Below are 17,580 nucleotides of genomic sequence, written 5' to 3' on the forward strand. Positions count from 1 at the left end.
ATCGGCGAACGTCCGGTGCTGGTTGCTCATGGGTGGAACGTTGACTACTCGGCACGGTTTGGTGGGTTCACAAGTACTGCTTCGGCGTGGAAAGTGAGCACAGTAAATCGGGTCGGGCACGCTGTTGGGTATCTGAGGGTACGGACTTCGGTCCTTATCTTCGCGATGCCGGCCCCAGTGCACTCGCCCGTAAGGGTGGGGTGATGGGTGGCTGGTCGTTGCTTGAGAACTGCACAGTGGACGCGAGCATCTGTGGGCAAGTTTTTAAGGGCGCACGGTGGATGCCTTGGCACCAGGAACCGATGAAGGACGTGGGAGGCCACGATAGTCCCCGGGGAGCCGTCAACCAGGCTTTGATCCGGGGGTTTCCGAATGGGGAAACCCGGCAGTCGTCATGGGCTGTCACCCATACCTGAACACATAGGGTATGTGGAGGGAACGCGGGGAAGTGAAACATCTCAGTACCCGCAGGAAGAGAAAACAACCGTGATTCCGGGAGTAGTGGCGAGCGAAACCGGATGAGGCCAAACCGTATGCGTGTGATACCCGGCAGGGGTTGCGCATACGGGGTTGCGGGATCTCTTTGTCACAGTCTGCCGACTGTGAGACGAGTCAGAAACCGTATGGATAGGCGAAGGACATGCGAAAGGTCCGGCGTAGAGGGTAAGACCCCCGTAGCTGAAATTCATACGGCTCGTTTAAGAGACACCCAAGTAGCACGGGGCCCGAGAAATCCCGTGTGAATCTGGCGGGACCACCCGTTAAGCCTAAATATTCCCTGGTGACCGATAGCGGATAGTACCGTGAGGGAATGGTGAAAAGTACCGCGGGAGCGGAGTGAAATAGTACCTGAAACCGTGTGCCTACAAGCCGTGGGAGCGTCGCGCATTGAGTTTACTCAATGCGTCGTGACTGCGTGCCTTTTGAAGAATGAGCCTGCGAGTTAGCGGTGTGTAGCGAGGTTAACCCGTGTGGGGAAGCCGTAGCGAAAGCGAGTCCTAATAGGGCGATTGAGTTGCACGCTCTAGACCCGAAGCGGAGTGATCTAGCCATGGGCAGGTTGAAGCGGCTGTAAGAGGTCGTGGAGGACCGAACCCACCAGGGTTGAAAACCTGGGGGATGACCTGTGGTTAGGGGTGAAAGGCCAATCAAACTCCGTGATAGCTGGTTCTCCCCGAAATGCATTTAGGTGCAGCGTCGTGTGTTTCTTGCCGGAGGTAGAGCACTGGATAGGCGATGGGCCCTACCGGGTTACTGACCTTAGCCAAACTCCGAATGCCGGTAAGTGAGAGCACGGCAGTGAGACTGTGGGGGATAAGCTCCATGGTCGAGAGGGAAACAGCCCAGAGCATCGACTAAGGCCCCTAAGCGTACGCTAAGTGGGAAAGGATGTGGAGTCGCAGAGACAACCAGGAGGTTGGCTTAGAAGCAGCCACCCTTGAAAGAGTGCGTAATAGCTCACTGGTCAAGTGATTCCGCGCCGACAATGTAGCGGGGCTCAAGCGTACCGCCGAAGTCGTGTCATTCACACATATAGGGCCAACGCCCGTGTGGATGGGTAGGGGAGCGTCGTGTGCCGGGTGAAGCAGCCGCGGAAGCGAGTTGTGGACGGTTCACGAGTGAGAATGCAGGCATGAGTAGCGATACACACGTGAGAAACGTGTGCGCCGATTGACTAAGGGTTCCTGGGTCAAGCTGATCTGCCCAGGGTAAGTCGGGACCTAAGGCGAGGCCGACAGGCGTAGTCGATGGACAACCGGTTGATATTCCGGTACCCGCTTTGAAACGCCCAGTATCGAATCCATTAATGCTAAGGCCGTGAAGCCGTCCTGGAGCCTTCGGGCAAAGGGAAGTGGTGGAGCCGCCGGCCCAAGGTGGTAGTAGGTAAGCGATGGGGTGACGCAGGAAGGTAGTCCAGCCCGGGCGGTGGTAGTCCCGGGGTAAGGGTGTAGGCCGAGGGGTAGGTAAATCCGTCCCTCATTGAGGCTGAGACCTGATGCCGAGCCGATTGTGGTGAAGTGGATGATCCTATGCTGTCGAGAAAAGCCTCTAGCGAGTTTCATGGCGGCCCGTACCCTAAACCGACTCAGGTGGTCAGGTAGAGAATACCGAGGCGTTCGGGTGAACTATGGTTAAGGAACTCGGCAAAATGCCCCCGTAACTTCGGGAGAAGGGGGGCCATCACTGGTGATCCGTTTTACACGGTGAGCTGGGGGTGGCCGCAGAGACCAGCGAGAAGCGACTGTTTACTAAAAACACAGGTCCGTGCGAAGCCGTAAGGCGATGTATACGGACTGACGCCTGCCCGGTGCTGGAACGTTAAGGGGACCGGTTAGTGCGCTTTCGGGCGTGCGAAGCTGAGAACTTAAGCGCCAGTAAACGGCGGTGGTAACTATAACCATCCTAAGGTAGCGAAATTCCTTGTCGGGTAAGTTCCGACCTGCACGAATGGCGTAACGACTTCTCGACTGTCTCAACCATAGGCCCGGTGAAATTGCACTACGAGTAAAGATGCTCGTTTCGCGCAGAAGGACGGAAAGACCCCGGGACCTTTACTACAGTTTGATATTGGTGTTCGGTTCGGCTTGTGTAGGATAGGTGGGAGACTGTGAAGCATGCACGCCAGTGTGTGTGGAGTCAATCTTGAAATACCACTCTGGTCGTGCTGGATGTCTAACCTCGGTCCGTGATCCGGATCAGGGACAGTGTCTGATGGGTAGTTTAACTGGGGCGGTTGCCTCCTAAAGAGTAACGGAGGCGCCCAAAGGTTCCCTCAGCCTGGTTGGCAATCAGGTGTTGAGTGTAAGTGCACAAGGGAGCTTGACTGTGAGACCGACGGGTCGAGCAGGGACGAAAGTCGGGACTAGTGATCCGGCAGTGGCTTGTGGAAGCGCTGTCGCTCAACGGATAAAAGGTACCCCGGGGATAACAGGCTGATCTTCCCCAAGAGTCCATATCGACGGGATGGTTTGGCACCTCGATGTCGGCTCGTCGCATCCTGGGGCTGGAGTCGGTCCCAAGGGTTGGGCTGTTCGCCCATTAAAGCGGTACGCGAGCTGGGTTTAGAACGTCGTGAGACAGTTCGGTCCCTATCCTCTGCGCGCGTAGGAATATTGAGAAGGGCTGTCCCTAGTACGAGAGGACCGGGACGGACGAACCTCTGGTGTGCCAGTTGTCCTGCCAAGGGCATGGCTGGTTGGCTACGTTCGGAAAGGATAACCGCTGAAAGCATCTAAGCGGGAAGCCTGCTTCGAGATGAGTGTTCCCACCCCCTTTGAGGGGTTAAGGCTCCCAGTAGACGACTGGGTTGATAGGCCAGATGTGGAAGCCCGGTAACGGGTGGAGCTGACTGGTACTAATAGGCCGAGGGCTTGTCCTCAGTTGCTCGCGTCCACTGTGTTTGTTCTGAAGTAACGAACTGTGCCATTACCGGTTTGTTTAACTTCATAGTGTTTCGGTGGTCATAGCGTTAGGGAAACGCCCGGTTACATTCCGAACCCGGAAGCTAAGCCTTTCAGCGCCGATGGTACTGCAGGGGGGACCCTGTGGGAGAGTAGGACGCCGCCGAACAATTATTCAACGCTGGTCCCTGAACTTCGGTTCGGGGACCAGCGTTTTTTTATGCCCTGTTACTTGGTGTTCACGTTGTACGACCAGCATCCCAAGGCATGGGGACGATCGGAATGCTGAAGTCCGCGGGTGTCGGTGTCGGCGACGAGGTCGTCGTGCCGGCCTACGGGAACGTCGAAGTGACAGAGGCCGTGCTGGCCGTTGGCGCCGTGCCTGTGTTCGCCGACATCGACGGGGCCACGTACTGCCTCGATGCGGTCGCTGTTGAGGCCGCTGTAACACCGCGTACGACGGCCGTCGTCGTCGTACCGCGCTTCGGGCATCTGGCCGGGGTGCGGCCGGTGCAGGAGCTCGGGCGCCGGCGGGGACTCCTGGTGGTGGAGCACCGCGAGGGGGTCGCTACTGACCAGAGTGCGCTCGCTCAACGGCAGGTGCACGCTGCCTATCTGGCCAGGCGGCTCACCGGGGTGCGGACGCCGGAGGCGTGCGTGGGCCATACGTACCAGCAGTACGTCGTCCGGGTTCCTGGCAATGGGCGGCCCGATCGTGATGCCTTCGCCCGTGCGGTCCGGCGCCGGGGTGTGGAGTGTGAGGTGCCGGTGAAGACGCCTGTGCATCGGCTGGCCGCCTTTCGGCGGGAGATTTGCCTGCCGGAGACCGAGCGCGCTGCTGATGAGACGCTCGCGCTGCCCGTGGGCGGATCGCTGGCTCGGCGTGATCTTCAGCGCGTCGTGGCTGCCTGTAATGCGCTCGGCGGGCTCCTGCAACCTGCCTTCTAGGACCTTTGTTTGGGGTGTGACGCGAAGAATTTCAGCATCAGGTCGGTCGCGTTGACGCCGGCCTCCGGGGCGGCCATGTCGCCCCGGCCCGGCGCCCGGCCGGCTACGGCCCATGTGCGGGATCCGGTACGTGACCACCTCGGACTTGTCCCGGCACTTCGCGAACGTTCGAGTGATCTGTTCCGAGAGTTTTGTCGGTGGTGCCGTCTTGCAAGAGAGGCGTTTGTGCCGTGACTTGCTTGATGGCCGCGTCAGCTGTTTCGTAGACGAGGATGTGGTGGAGTTCCAGTGCAGTAGCCGGGCGGTGTGTGCACCCTGTAGACGCGCTTCTTGCCGTCCCAGGTCATCGTCACCTTCTGGTCTCCCGGGCGCGGAGCCTCGCGTGCGGCGGCGGTGGCGGTCGGCTTCGGTTTTTCGGCGGGCTTCTTGCCGTCGTCCGCGTCTCCGCAGGCGGTGAGTGAGAGGAGTACGGTCACCACGGCCGACCAGAGCGACCAGTAGGTGAGCGTGCCCGGGCGGGTCCGCATCCGGGCATGGTGGCAGCGCGGGCACGGAGGGTCCAGAGGAATGGCGGGTTCAGAGCACGGCTGGATTCGGGGTATGATCTATCCCGTTGCCCAGCGCAGCAAGGCCCCAATAGCTCAGTCGGTAGAGCGTCTCCATGGTAAGGAGAAGGTCTACGGTTCGATTCCGTATTGGGGCTCAACACACGAAAGGCCCCCGCCGGTTGGCAGGGGCCTTTCGCGTACCTCTCACGGGTTGTGCGGCATCGGGACGCGCATGGCGAGGATGGCCATGTCGTCGGAGGCCGGTTCCGCCGCGAAGCGTTCGACGGCGCGCAGGATGCGGGCGGCGACGGCGCCGGCCGTCAGGCCCGTACAGGTGGCCAGGACGTCGGCCAGACCGTCGTCGCCGAGCATGCGGGTGCCCTCGCGGCGTTCGGTGACGCCGTCGGTGACGCACAGGAGTACGTCGCCCGGGTCGAGGGTGACCATCTGCTCGTACAGCTCCAGGTCCTCCATGACGCCGAGCAGCGGCTGGGGTTCGGCGGCCGGTTCGACCGAGCCGTCCGGGCGCAGGCGCAGCGGGAGCGGGTGGCCCGCGCAGACCACCTTCAGGATGGCGCTGCCGTCCTCCTGGGGCCACAGCTCGCCGTACAGGAGCGTCAGGAAGCGGCTGCGGGCGCCCTCGTCGAGGATCGCCGCGTTCAGGCGCTCCAGGACGGCGGGACCGCCGAAGCCTTCGCGGGCGAGGAGGCGCAGGGCGTGGCGGGCGAGGCCGGTGACGGCGGCCGCCTCGGGGCCCGTACCGCAGACGTCGCCGATGGCGAAGCCGTACGCGCCGTCACGGATCGGGAAGAGGTCGTAGAAGTCGCCGCCGACCTCGTTGCCCTCGCCCGCGGCTCGGTAGATGACCTCCACCTCGACGTTCGGGACGTGGGGGAGCTCCGGGGGGAGCAGGCTGCGCTGGAGGGACTGGCTGATGGCCATGCGCTCGGAGTACAGGCGCGAGTTGTCCAGGGCGAGCGCGGCGCGGCGGGAGAGGTCCTCGGCGAGCTCGAGGATCTCCTGGCGGAAGTGGTCGTCGGTGGGCTTGCCGAGGGTGAGCATGCCGATGACGCGGTTGCGGGCGACCAGGGGGAGCACGACGGTCTCGCCGCCGACTGCTGCCGCTGTGGCGAGTGTGGTGCCGATGCCCGAGCCGAGGTGGGGGGCGGAGCCGAGGCCGAGGCTGCGCATCGACGTACGGAGGGCTGCCTGGTGGGCGGCTTCGCCCGGGGCGTTCCAGATGCGGGCGCCGGGGCTCGGGACGGGCTCCGGCGGGTCGATCTTGGAGAGCAGGGCCTTGAGGCCGTCGATGCGCTCCTCGTCCTCGTGGAGTACGAACGAGAGGTACGGCTCGGAGGACTGGTCGGCGATCGTGTAGACGGCGCACCAGGTGGCGAGGGTGGGGACCGTCATCTGGGCCATGAGGGCCAGGGTCTGGTCGCGGTCGAGCGTCCCGGCGAGGAGGTCGGAGGCTTCGACGAGGAAGGAGAGGGAGCCTCTGCGGAGGCGTTCCAGCTCGCCGAGGCGGGCGGACTCGACGGCCAGGGCGATCCGGTCCGCCGCGAACTGGAGGCGCAGGGCCTCTTCGTTCGAGTAGCGGCCGGGGGCTTCGGCGGCGACGCCGAGCGAGCCGGTGAGGCGGCCCTCGACCTTGAGGGGGACGGTGACGACGGAGCGCATGCCGGTGCCGTTGAGGAGCGGTACGGCCCCTGGGACGGCTGTGAGGTCGTCGTGTACGGCGGGCATGCGGGCGGAGCCGTAGCGGCCCGTGCCGGCCTCCACAGGGACGCGGGCGAAGCGCTGGCGGGCGGAGGGCAGGCCGGTGGTGGCCCGTACCTCCAGCTCTGTCTCGTCGTCGGTGGCGAGGAGGAGGAACGCGGAGTCGGCGTCCAGCATGTCGCGGGAGCGTTCGACCGTGCGCTGGAGGAGGCCGTCGAGGTCGTCGGGGGCGGGCGAGCCGATGAAGACCTCGAAGGGGTCTGTGCCGCGGCCCTCGGAGAGCGAGCCCTTGGCGGTGTCGCTGGGGGTGCGCTGGGGGGACTGGAGCACTGCGCGCTCGAAGTCGCGTACGAGGAGGCAGACGGTGGAGGGCTCGCCCGCGGTGTCCCGTACGCGCAGGTGGGAGGCGTAGACGGCCACGGTGCGGCCGTCGGCGGCGCGGATGCCGTAGCTGCCTTCCCAGCGGGAGAGCTGGAGGGCGTCGGCGATGCCGGTGGCGATGCCGGGCGTGTGCGGCCAGGCAGCGAAGTCGGTGAGCTGCTTGCCGATGACCTGGTCGGCGGTGTATCCGAACAGCTCTTCCGCGTCCTCGTTCCAGGCGTTGACGGCGCCGGAGCCGTCGATCTGGACGACGGCGACCCGGATGCGGCCGTCGGCGACCGGGAGCATCGCCACCGGGAGGACGGGGCCGGCGGAGCGGATGCCCACGGGCCGTTCGGGGAGGTCCAGCTGGAACCAGACGTGCTTGTGGGTGGGGGCGTAGTCGACGCCCCAGCGGTTGGCGAGGGCCGCGCAGAGCAGCAGGCCGCGGCCTCCTTCGCGGTCGGGGCTGCCGAAGGACTGGGCCGTGCCCTGGAGCGGGACCTCGCGCTCGGGGTAGCGGTCGCCGACCTCGACGCGGACGCCTTCCTCCGTACGCAGACAGAGCACGTCGGCGGTGGTGCCGGCGTGCACCACCGCGTTCGTGACGAGCTCGCTGGTGAGGACGACGGCGTCGTCCACGATGTCGGAATAGCCCCAGCCCTGGAGTGTGTCCCTGACAAAGGCGCGGGCGGTCGCGACGGACCGTCCCACGGGGTCGAAGCTGGCAGCCGCCCGCGCGGTGATCACAGAACTCCTCGTACGCGTCTCGACGCCCGGCTCTGCCATGATCGGCCCCGCCCCTCCGCTGCCCGGTTGTGGATCTCGCGTGACCGCCCCCGCCGGGCGGACCGGGGCGGCTGGACAGCCTGAAGCCAGGTTACTTACCTTCCATGTCCGAGCGGATGCCGGTCACCAGTGTTTCCGCCCCCGGAGTCCGGGGAGGGGTGTGCGAAGCTGCCGAACTGTTATGGCCTGGTTCGGCCATGGTGAAACACTGGGAAGGCTTCGGGCGAAGCTCGATGAGTACGGTCGACCCCTGCGGGAGGGACACGGTGGAGTCTGGCGCAGCCGCGCGGAGCACCAGCACGCGCGCAAAAGGCGGACGGTCCCGGAACAATGGGACAACCGAAGTGGACACAGCGGCCCTGAACAGGCTGCTGCAGGCCCTTGTGACGATGCGGGACGGCAATTTCCGTAAACGCCTGACGGTGTCGGGCGACGGCGTGATGGCCGAGATCGCCGCTGTCTTCAACGAGGTGGCCGACCGGAATCTGCATCTGACGGGCGAGATCGCCCGGGTACGGCGGATGGTCGGACGCGAGGGGAAGCTGGCCGAGAGGCTGGAAACCGGGGCCTGTGAGGGCTCCTGGGCCACCGCGATCGATGCGTCGAACGCTCTGGTGGATGATCTGGCGCGGCCTGTTTCCGAGGTCGGGCGGGTGCTGTCCGCGGTGGCGGACGGTGATCTTGACCAGCGGATGGAGCTGCGGACGCAGGGTGGTGAGGGCGCCGACGGCGCCGGGCATCCGTTGCGCGGAGAGTTCCTCAAGGTCGGGCGTACGGTCAACAACCTGGTCGACCAGTTGTCTGCGTTCACGGACGAGGTGACGCGAGTCGCCCTCGAAGTGGGTACCGAGGGCAAACTGGGCGGCCAGGCCCAGGTGCGCGGTATGTCCGGTTCATGGAAAGATCTGACGGATTCCGTCAACACCATGGCGTACCGGCTGACCGCTCAGGTGCGTGACATTGCTCTCGTTACGACGGCGGTCGCCAAGGGCGATCTGTCACGCAAGGTCACGGTGCATGTGGCCGGCGAGATGCTGCAGCTGAAGAACACCGTCAACACGATGGTCGACCAGCTGTCCTCGTTCTCCTCCGAGGTGACCCGCGTGGCGCGCGAGGTCGGTACCGAGGGCGAGCTGGGCGGACAGGCGCAGGTGCCAGGGGTCGCCGGCGTATGGAAGGACCTGACGGACTCCGTCAACCTGATGGCGGGGAACCTGACCGCGCAGGTGCGCGGGATCGCGGAGGTGACCACGGCGGTCGCCAATGGTGATCTGTCGCGCAAGGTCACGGTGAGCGCGCGGGGCGAGGTCGCCCAGCTCGCCGAGACGATCAACCAGATGACCGAGACGCTGCGTACGTTCGCGGACGAGGTCACGCGAGTGGCGAGCGAGGTCGGCGGCGAGGGCCTGCTGGGCGGTCAGGCGCAGGTGCCGGGCGCGGCGGGTACGTGGAAGGACCTGACGGACTCCGTCAACACGGTCTTCCGGAATCTGACGACGCAGGTGCGGGACATCGCCCAGGTGACGACGGCGGTCGCCAACGGTGACATGACGCAGAAGGTCACCGTCGACGTCGCGGGCGAGATGCTGGAGCTGAAGAACACCGTCAACACGATGGTGGACCAGCTCCAGTCCTTCGGTTCCGAAGTGACGCGAGTGGCGCGTGAGGTCGGCGTCGAGGGTCTGCTGGGCGGTCAGGCGCAGGTGCCGGGCGCGGCGGGTACGTGGAAGGACCTGACGGACTCCGTCAACACGGCCTTCCGGAACCTGACCGGTCAGGTGCGCAACATCGCGCAGGTGACCACGGCGGTGGCCAATGGTGATCTGTCGCAGAAGGTCACCGTCGATGTCTCCGGCGAGATGCTGGAGCTGAAGAACACCGTCAACACGATGGTCGACCAGCTGTCGTCGTTCGCCGACCAGGTGACGCGGATGGCCCGTGACGTGGGTACGGAGGGCCGCCTCGGCGGCCAGGCGCGGGTGGACGGCGTCAGCGGCACCTGGAAGGAACTCACCGACTCCGTCAACTTTATGGCGGGGAACCTGACTTCTCAGGTACGGCAGATCGCGCAGGTGACGACGGCGGTGGCCCGTGGTGACCTGTCGCAGAAGATCGACGTGGACGCGCGCGGCGAGATCCTGGAGCTGAAGAACACCATCAACACGATGGTCGACCAGCTGTCGTCGTTCGCCGACCAGGTGACCCGGGTCGCCCGTGAGGTGGGTACGGACGGCCGGCTGGGCGGTCAGGCGCAGGTGCCGGGTGTGGCCGGCGTATGGCGCGATCTGACCGACTCGGTGAACGGCATGGCCGGGAACCTCACCGCTCAGGTACGCAACATCGCGCAGGTCGCGACGGCGGTGGCGCGCGGTGACCTGTCGCAGAAGATCGACGTGGACGCGCGGGGCGAGATCCTGGAGCTGAAGAACACCCTCAACACGATGGTGGACCAGCTGTCGAACTTCGCCGAGCAGGTGACCCGGGTGGCCCGCGAGGTGGGTACCGAGGGCATTCTGGGCGGCCAGGCCGAGGTGCAGGGCGTCAGCGGTACGTGGAAGGACCTCACCCAGTCCGTCAACTTCATGGCGAACAACCTGACCTCCCAGGTCCGCAACATCGCAGAGGTCACGACGGCGGTCGCCAAGGGCGACCTGTCGAAGAAGATCACCGTCGATGCCAAGGGCGAGATCCTGGAGCTGGTGACGACCGTCAACACGATGGTCGACCAGCTGTCGTCGTTCGCCGACGAGGTGACGCGGGTCGCGCGTGAGGTGGGCACCGAGGGCATCCTCGGCGGCCAGGCCAGGGTGCGCGGGGTCACCGGCATCTGGAAGGACCTCAGCGACAACGTCAACCTGATGGCCAACAACCTGACTTCGCAGGTGCGCAACATCTCGCAGGTGTCGGCGGCGGTCGCCAACGGTGATCTGACGAAGAAGGTGACGGTCGAGGCGCGCGGCGAGGTCGCGCAGCTCGCCGACACCGTCAACACCATGGTGACGACGCTGTCGTCGTTCGCCGACGAGGTCACGCGTGTGGCCCGGGAGGTGGGCACCGAAGGCGAGCTGGGCGGCCAGGCGCGCGTGCCGGGCGTCTCCGGTACGTGGAAGGACCTCACCGAGTCCGTGAACTCGATGGCGTCGAACCTGACCGGTCAGGTCCGCCAGATCGCGATGGTCACCACCGCCATCGCCAAGGGCGACCTGACCAAGAAGATCGACATCGACGCGCGCGGCGAGATCCTGGAGCTCAAGACCACCATCAACACGATGGTCGACCAGCTGTCGTCGTTCGCCGACCAGGTGACGCGGGTCGCCCGCGAGGTGGGTACGGACGGTCAGCTGGGCGGCCAGGCGCGCGTACGCGATGTGGACGGCACCTGGCGCGACCTGACCGAGTCCGTGAACGAGATGGCCGGGAACCTCACCCGGCAGGTGCGGGCCATCGCGGCCGTGGCCACCGCGGTGACCCGCGGCGATCTCAACCTCAAGATCGAGGTCGATGCGCGCGGCGAGATCCAGGTCCTCCAGGACAACATCAACACGATGATCGCGAACCTGCGCGACACCACCCTCGCCAACAAGGAACAGGACTGGCTCAAGGGCAACCTGGCCCGCATCTCGGGTCTGATGCAGGGCCGCCGCGATCTCGACGACGTGGCTTCCCTGATCATGAGCGAGCTCACGCCGGTGGTCTCGGCGCAGCACGGCGCCTTCTTCCTGGCTCTGACGACGCGGGGCACGGCCGAGGTCGGCGCGGGCGAGGACAGCCCGTACGAACTGCGCATGCGCGGGAGCTACGGCTACTCGGCGGGCTCGATGCCGACGTCCTTCAAGCCCGGTGAGACGCTCATCGGCACGGCGGCGGAGGAGAAGCGCACGATCCTGGTGGACAACGTGCCGCCGGGTTATCTCAAGATCTCCTCCGGTCTCGGCGAGGCACCGCCAGCGCATGTGATCGTGCTGCCGGTGCTCTTCGAGGGGAAGGTCCTCGGTGTGATCGAGCTGGCGTCCTTCCAGCCCTTCACCCAGATCCAGAAGGACTTCCTCAACCAGATCGCCGAGATGATCGCTACCAGCGTCAACACCATCAGCGTCAATACGAAGACCGAGGTGCTGCTGGAGCAGTCGCAGGAGCTGACCGAGCAGCTGCGGGAGCGCTCGGCGGAGCTGGAGAACCGGCAGAAGGCCCTTCAGGAGTCCAACGCCGAACTGGAGGAGAAGGCGGAGCTGCTGGCCCAGCAGAACCGCGACATCGAGGTGAAGAACACCGAGATCGAGGAGGCCCGGCAGGTCCTGGAGGAGCGCGCCGAGCAGCTCGCGGTCTCGATGCGCTACAAGTCCGAGTTCCTGGCGAACATGTCGCACGAGCTGCGTACGCCGCTCAACTCGCTCCTCATCCTCGCGAAGCTGCTCGCCGACAACGCGGAGGGCAACCTCTCGCCGAAGCAGGTGGAGTTCGCCGAGACCATCCACGGGGCGGGTTCCGACCTGCTCCAGCTGATCAACGACATCCTCGATCTGTCGAAGGTCGAGGCGGGCAAGATGGACGTCAGCCCGACGCGGATCGCGCTGGTCCAGCTCGTCGACTACGTGGAGGCGACCTTCCGGCCGCTCACCGCGGAGAAGGGACTCGACTTCTCCGTACGGGTGTCCCCGGAGCTGCCGGCGACGCTGCACACGGACGAGCAGCGGCTGCTGCAGGTCCTGCGCAACCTGTTGTCGAACGCGGTCAAGTTCACCGACAGCGGGGCCGTCGAGCTCGTCATCCGGCCGGCCAAGGCCGACGTACCGAACGCGATTCGTGAGCAGCTGCTGGAGGCCGGTTCGCTGCGTGACGCGGACGCCGATCTCATCGCCTTCTCGGTGACCGACACCGGCATCGGGATCGCGGCCAGCAAGATGCGGGTGATCTTCGAGGCGTTCAAGCAGGCCGACGGGACGACCAGCAGGAAGTACGGAGGCACGGGTCTGGGGCTTTCCATCAGCCGGGAGATCGCCAGGCTGCTGGGCGGCGAGATCCACGCGGCGAGCGAGCCGGGCCGCGGGTCGACGTTCACGCTCTACCTGCCGCTGCACCCGAGCGAACTGCCGCCGCAGGGCTACCCGCAGCTCACGCCCGGCGGCATGGAGCCGCTGCGCGGGAGCGCCCCGGACGACGACCGGGCGACGGATGTCGCGACGCCGTCGGACAACGGGCCGGCCAGGCTGCCCTCGGACCCGCAGACCGGTCCCGCGGGGTTGTTCCGGCGTCGTCGCAGGGCGGTGGCCGGCGGCGAACAGCGGACCGCGCTGCCGGGCCAGGCGGCCGGTCAGCCGGGTCAGTCCGGTCAGGGTGGACGGCCCGGCCAGGCCGCGGACGTACCGCAGGCACAGGCGGCTCCCCAGGACTCGTGGTCCACGAGCGGTCAGGAGACGGCGACGCCCGAGCCGCGTCGCGGCATCATGTTCTCGAGTGAGAAGGTGCTGATCGTCGACGACGACATCCGCAACGTCTTCGCGCTCACCAGCGTGCTGGAGCAGCACGGGCTCTCCGTGCTGTACGCGGAGAACGGCCGGGAGGGCATCGAAGTCCTGGAGCAGCACGACGATGTGACGGTCGTACTGATGGACATCATGATGCCGGAGATGGACGGGTACGCGACAACCACGGCGATCCGCAGGATGCCGCAGTTCGCCGGACTGCCGATCATCGCGCTGACGGCGAAGGCGATGAAGGGCGACCGGGAGAAGGCGATCGAGTCCGGCGCTTCCGACTACGTTACGAAGCCGGTCGATCCGGATCATTTGCTCTCTGTGATGGATCAGTGGATGCGTGGGGAGTGATCGTAGGTTGCGCGAATGTGGGCAGGTTGCTGACTGACTGTGGCCGAAGGCGTGTGAGTCTGCGGGATTCGGGGAACCTTTTGGTCTCCCACTGCGTTTTTGCTACGTGCACAGTGACATCGCGGTGACAGGGTGTGGCGACAGGCGGGGTGCGGCTACCATGACCGGCACAAGGACGGGCGACGCAAGAGAGTCGCCCCCTGGGGCGGCGCCCGGTGCACTGCCGGGGCGAGGAGGGCGGGCCATGGTGCAGAAGGCCAAGATCCTCCTGGTCGATGACCGGCCGGAGAATCTGTTGGCGCTGGAGGCCATCCTCTCTGCGCTCGATCAGACACTGGTACGGGCATCGTCAGGGGAGGAAGCGCTCAAAGCGCTGCTGACGGACGATTTCGCGGTCATCCTGCTGGACGTTCAGATGCCGGGAATGGACGGGTTCGAGACCGCCGCGCACATCAAGCGGCGAGAGCGGACCCGGGACATCCCGATCATTTTTCTCACCGCCATCAACCACGGCCCGCACCACACCTTCCGGGGTTACGCGGCGGGCGCGGTGGACTACATCTCGAAGCCGTTCGACCCGTGGGTGCTGCGCGCCAAGGTCTCCGTCTTCGTCGAGCTGTACATGAAGAACTGTCAACTGCGTGAGCAGGCCGCGCTGCTGCGCCTCCAGCTGGAGGGCGGCGGACAGGCGGGCGGTGTGGGTGACGCGAAGGAACCCGCGGGACTCCTCGCCGAACTCTCCGCGCGGCTCGCCGCCGTTGAGGAGCAGGCCGAGGCGCTGTCCAAGCAGCTCGACGAGGAGTCCGCCGACGCGGCGGCCGTCGCCACGGCGGCTCACCTGGAGCGCAAGCTGACCGGGCTGCGCCGGGCGCTGGACGCGCTCGAACCGGGCACGAACGGCGCCGCGCCCCCGTTCCCCTCGCAGCACTGACCGGGCCGCGCCGGCCGGACGTACTCACGGACGTGGTGGTGCGCGTGAGGTGGCGTCAGTTTTCTGTCACTCGGACCACGACACGAACGGGTGAAGCGGTGGGCACACGTGTCCGTAGCGGCCCGCACCGGTAACCTCACCACCATGGCCTCACGTACGTCCGGCAAGGGTTCCCAGGGCACGGCGGGCACCGCGAAGCCGCGCGCCGGCCGTACCACCGGCGCCACGAAGAAAGCGGCGCCCGCCAAGAAGACCGCCGCCGCAGCGAAGAAGACCGCGCCCGTGAAGAAGGTGCCGGTGAAGAAGGCGCCCGCCAAGAAGGCGGTGGCCAGGCATGCTCCCAAGGCGGCGCCGTCGCCCACCGGCGGCGTCTACCGGCTCGTGTGCGCCCTCTGGCTGGGCCTCGCGCACGGTGTGGGCGCGATGTTCCGCGGAATAGGGCGCGGCGCGAAGGGGCTCGACCCGGCGCACCGCAAGGACGGCGTCGCGCTGCTCCTGCTCGGTCTCGCGCTGATCGTCGCCGCCGGTACGTGGGCGCAGCTGCGCGGGCCGGTCGGCGACCTCGTCGAGATGCTGGTGACCGGTGCCTTCGGGCGGCTGGATCTGCTGGTGCCGATACTGCTGGGCGTCATCGCCGTACGGCTGATCCTGCATCCGGAGAAGCCCGAGGCCAACGGCCGTATCGTCATCGGGCTCTCCGCCCTCGCCGTCGGCGTCCTCGGACAGGTGCACATCGCCTGTGGGGCGCCCGCGCGCGGTGACGGCATCGAGGGGCTGCAGGAAGCCGGCGGCCTGATCGGCTGGGCGGCCTCCACGCCGCTGGTCTTCACCATGGGCAGCGTTCTCGCCGTACCGCTGCTGCTGTTGGTCACCGTCTTCGGGCTGCTGGTGGTCACGGCCACGCCGGTCAACGCCGTCCCGGAGCGGCTGCGGCAGCTCGGGGTCATGCTGGGGATCCTGGCGGCGCCGCCGCAGGAGTACGACTTCCAGGACGACGAGCGGTACGAAGAGCAGTGGCGCGAGGCGCTTCCGGCCGGCGCGCGCCGCTCGTCCGCGCGCCGGGCCCCGGCTCCCGCGGAGTACGACGACGCGGACCTCGCGGAGGAGGAGGCGCTCACCCGGCGCCGCCGGCCCCGCAGGGCCGCCGCGCAGCCGGGGCCCGCGTCCGGGCGCGCGATGGACCCCGTGGACTTCGCCGCGGCCGCCGCTGCCGCGCTGGACGGCGCCGTACTGAACGGACTGCCGCCCTCGGCCCTCGTGGCCGACCTGACGCAGGGGGTCTCCACCGAGCGTCCGGCCGCCGTACCGCCGGCGCGGGAGGGCGCCGGGAAGCCGGAACCGACACCCGCTCCCGCGGCCGGGTCGGGTGCCGCGTCCGGGCCGAAGGCGGCGGATCTGACCAAGGCGCAGCCCGAGGTGCCCCAGCCGCTGCCGCCCCGCGCCGAACAGCTCCAGCTCTCCGGCGACATCACCTACTCCCTGCCCTCGCTGGACCTGCTGGAGCGCGGCGGTCCCGGCAAGACGCGCAGCGCCGCCAACGACGCGGTCGTGGCCTCACTGACGAACGTCTTCACGGAGTTCAAGGTCGACGCGGCCGTCACCGGCTTCACGCGGGGGCCGACGGTCACGCGGTACGAGGTGGAGCTCGGCCCGGCCGTCAAGGTCGAGCGGATCACCGCGCTCGCCAAGAACATCGCGTACGCCGTCGCCAGTCCCGACGTACGCATCATCAGCCCGATCCCCGGCAAGTCCGCCGTCGGCATCGAGATCCCCAACAGTGACCGCGAGATGGTCAAGCTGGGCGATGTGCTGCGGCTCGCGGACGCCGCCGAGGACGACCATCCGATGCTCGTCGCGCTCGGCAAGAACGTCGAGGGCGGCTACGAGATGGCGAACCTTGCGAAGATGCCGCACGTGCTGGTCGCGGGCGCCACCGGCTCGGGAAAGTCGTCCTGCATCAACTGTCTGATCACCTCGGTCATGGTGCGGGCGACCCCCGAGGACGTACGGATGGTGCTGGTCGACCCCAAGCGGGTCGAGCTCACGGCGTACGAGGGCATCCCGCACCTGATCACGCCGATCATCACGAACCCCAAGCGGGCCGCCGAGGCGCTCCAGTGGGTCGTACGGGAAATGGACCTTCGGTACGACGACCTGGCGGCGTACGGCTACCGGCACATCGACGACTTCAACCAGGCGGTGCGGACCGGCAAGGTGAAGCCGCCGGAGGGCAGTGAGCGGGAGCTGTCGCCGTATCCGTACCTGCTGGTCATCGTCGACGAGCTCGCGGACCTGATGATGGTCGCGCCGCGCGACGTCGAGGACTCCATCGTCCGCATCACCCAATTGGCCCGCGCGGCAGGTATTCATCTCGTGCTGGCGACCCAGCGTCCTTCCGTGGACGTCGTCACCGGTCTGATCAAGGCGAACGTGCCCTCACGGCTCGCCTTCGCGACCTCTTCGCTCGCGGACAGCCGGGTCATCCTCGACCAGCCGGGCGCCGAGAAGCTGATCGGCAAGGGTGACGGTCTCTTCCTGCCGATGGGGGCGAACAAGCCGACCCGTATGCAGGGCGCGTTCGTCACGGAGGACGAGGTCTCGGCGATCGTCCAGCACTGCAAGGACCAGATGGCGCCGGTCTTCCGGGACGATGTCGTGGTCGGGACGGCGAAGAAGAAGGAAATCGACGAGGATATCGGTGACGACCTGGACCTGCTGTGCCAGGCGGCCGAGCTCGTGGTGTCCACCCAGTTCGGCTCGACCTCGATGCTCCAGCGAAAACTGCGTGTCGGCTTCGCAAAGGCGGGCAGGCTCATGGATCTGATGGAATCGCGGAACATCGTGGGGCCGAGTGAGGGATCGAAGGCGCGCGATGTGCTGGTGAAACCGGACGAATTGGATGAAATGCTCGCTATGATCCGGGGAGATTCTCACCCGTAAGAGAGCAGTGGGCAACCGTTTCCCTTGTTCGTACGTCCAGTTGAGGGAGGGGAGGCAGATGGTGTCACCATCGGGCTGCCAGGCGGTTCTGATGGCGTACAAAGTCCACCCTCCCAGTT

Annotated in this window: 6 protein-coding genes, 1 tRNA gene and 2 rRNA genes; 7 read left to right on the forward strand and 2 right to left on the reverse strand. The window is 66.3% G+C overall.

The window, feature by feature from the left end; genetic code table 11:
* The first annotated feature begins 254 nt into the window (after positions 1-254).
* From AC1P0E_RS25285 to AC1P0E_RS25295, 3 genes are all read left to right on the forward strand, one after another.
* Positions 255-3,379 (forward strand): 23S ribosomal RNA (locus AC1P0E_RS25285).
* Positions 3,380-3,453: 74 nt separating this feature from the next.
* A 5S ribosomal RNA gene (gene rrf / locus AC1P0E_RS25290) occupies positions 3,454-3,570 on the forward strand.
* A 98-nt stretch (positions 3,571-3,668) separates the two neighbouring features.
* Positions 3,669-4,349, forward strand: coding sequence for a DegT/DnrJ/EryC1/StrS family aminotransferase (locus tag AC1P0E_RS25295; RefSeq protein WP_482744407.1), 681 nt, complete (start codon positions 3,669-3,671; stop codon positions 4,347-4,349).
* Positions 4,350-4,600: 251 nt separating this feature from the next.
* Here the strand turns inward: AC1P0E_RS25295 and AC1P0E_RS25300 are convergent, their stop codons facing one another.
* Entirely contained in the window at positions 4,601-4,876 is a 276-nt protein-coding gene (locus AC1P0E_RS25300; protein WP_482744408.1) for a hypothetical protein, read from the reverse strand.
* A 103-nt stretch (positions 4,877-4,979) separates the two neighbouring features.
* Between AC1P0E_RS25300 and AC1P0E_RS25305 the strand changes: the two genes are divergently transcribed.
* Positions 4,980-5,052 (forward strand) — tRNA-Thr (locus AC1P0E_RS25305).
* Positions 5,053-5,101: 49 nt separating this feature from the next.
* Here the strand turns inward: AC1P0E_RS25305 and AC1P0E_RS25310 are convergent.
* Positions 5,102-7,765 carry a SpoIIE family protein phosphatase gene (locus AC1P0E_RS25310; RefSeq protein WP_482744409.1) on the reverse strand — a complete coding sequence of 888 codons (2,664 nt, stop codon included), beginning with the start codon at positions 7,763-7,765 and terminating at the stop codon, positions 5,102-5,104.
* Positions 7,766-8,031: 266 nt separating this feature from the next.
* Here AC1P0E_RS25310 and AC1P0E_RS25315 point away from each other — a divergent pair, with 266 nt between their 5' ends.
* From AC1P0E_RS25315 to AC1P0E_RS25325, 3 genes are all read left to right on the forward strand, one after another.
* Positions 8,032-13,590, forward strand: a complete 5,559-nt coding sequence (locus AC1P0E_RS25315) for a HAMP domain-containing protein (protein ID WP_482744410.1) — start codon at positions 8,032-8,034, stop codon at positions 13,588-13,590.
* Positions 13,591-13,834: 244 nt separating this feature from the next.
* Positions 13,835-14,521 (forward strand): response regulator, encoded by a 687-nt coding sequence (locus AC1P0E_RS25320; protein WP_482744411.1) that lies wholly within the window; start codon positions 13,835-13,837, stop codon positions 14,519-14,521.
* A gap of 144 nt (positions 14,522-14,665) precedes the next feature.
* The gene (locus tag AC1P0E_RS25325; protein WP_482744412.1) at positions 14,666-17,461 is read left to right on the forward strand and encodes a DNA translocase FtsK; all 2,796 of its coding nucleotides are present in this window, start codon (positions 14,666-14,668) and stop codon (positions 17,459-17,461) included.
* Positions 17,462-17,580 lie beyond the last annotated feature (119 nt).

Source organism: Streptomyces sp. TRD_SC_5 (genome assembly GCF_056836825.1).

Excerpts from the sequence above, each read along its gene's own strand:
- AC1P0E_RS25300 (WP_482744408.1), bottom strand. The coding sequence starts at position 4,876 with ATGCGGACCCGCCCGGGCACGCTCACCTACTGGTCGCTCTGGTCGGCC.
- AC1P0E_RS25325 (WP_482744412.1), top strand. The coding sequence starts at position 14,666 with ATGGCCTCACGTACGTCCGGCAAGGGTTCCCAGGGCACGGCGGGCACC.
- AC1P0E_RS25310 (WP_482744409.1), bottom strand. The coding sequence starts at position 7,765 with ATGGCAGAGCCGGGCGTCGAGACGCGTACGAGGAGTTCTGTGATCACC.
- AC1P0E_RS25295 (WP_482744407.1), top strand. The coding sequence starts at position 3,669 with ATGGGGACGATCGGAATGCTGAAGTCCGCGGGTGTCGGTGTCGGCGAC.
- AC1P0E_RS25320 (WP_482744411.1), top strand. The coding sequence starts at position 13,835 with ATGGTGCAGAAGGCCAAGATCCTCCTGGTCGATGACCGGCCGGAGAAT.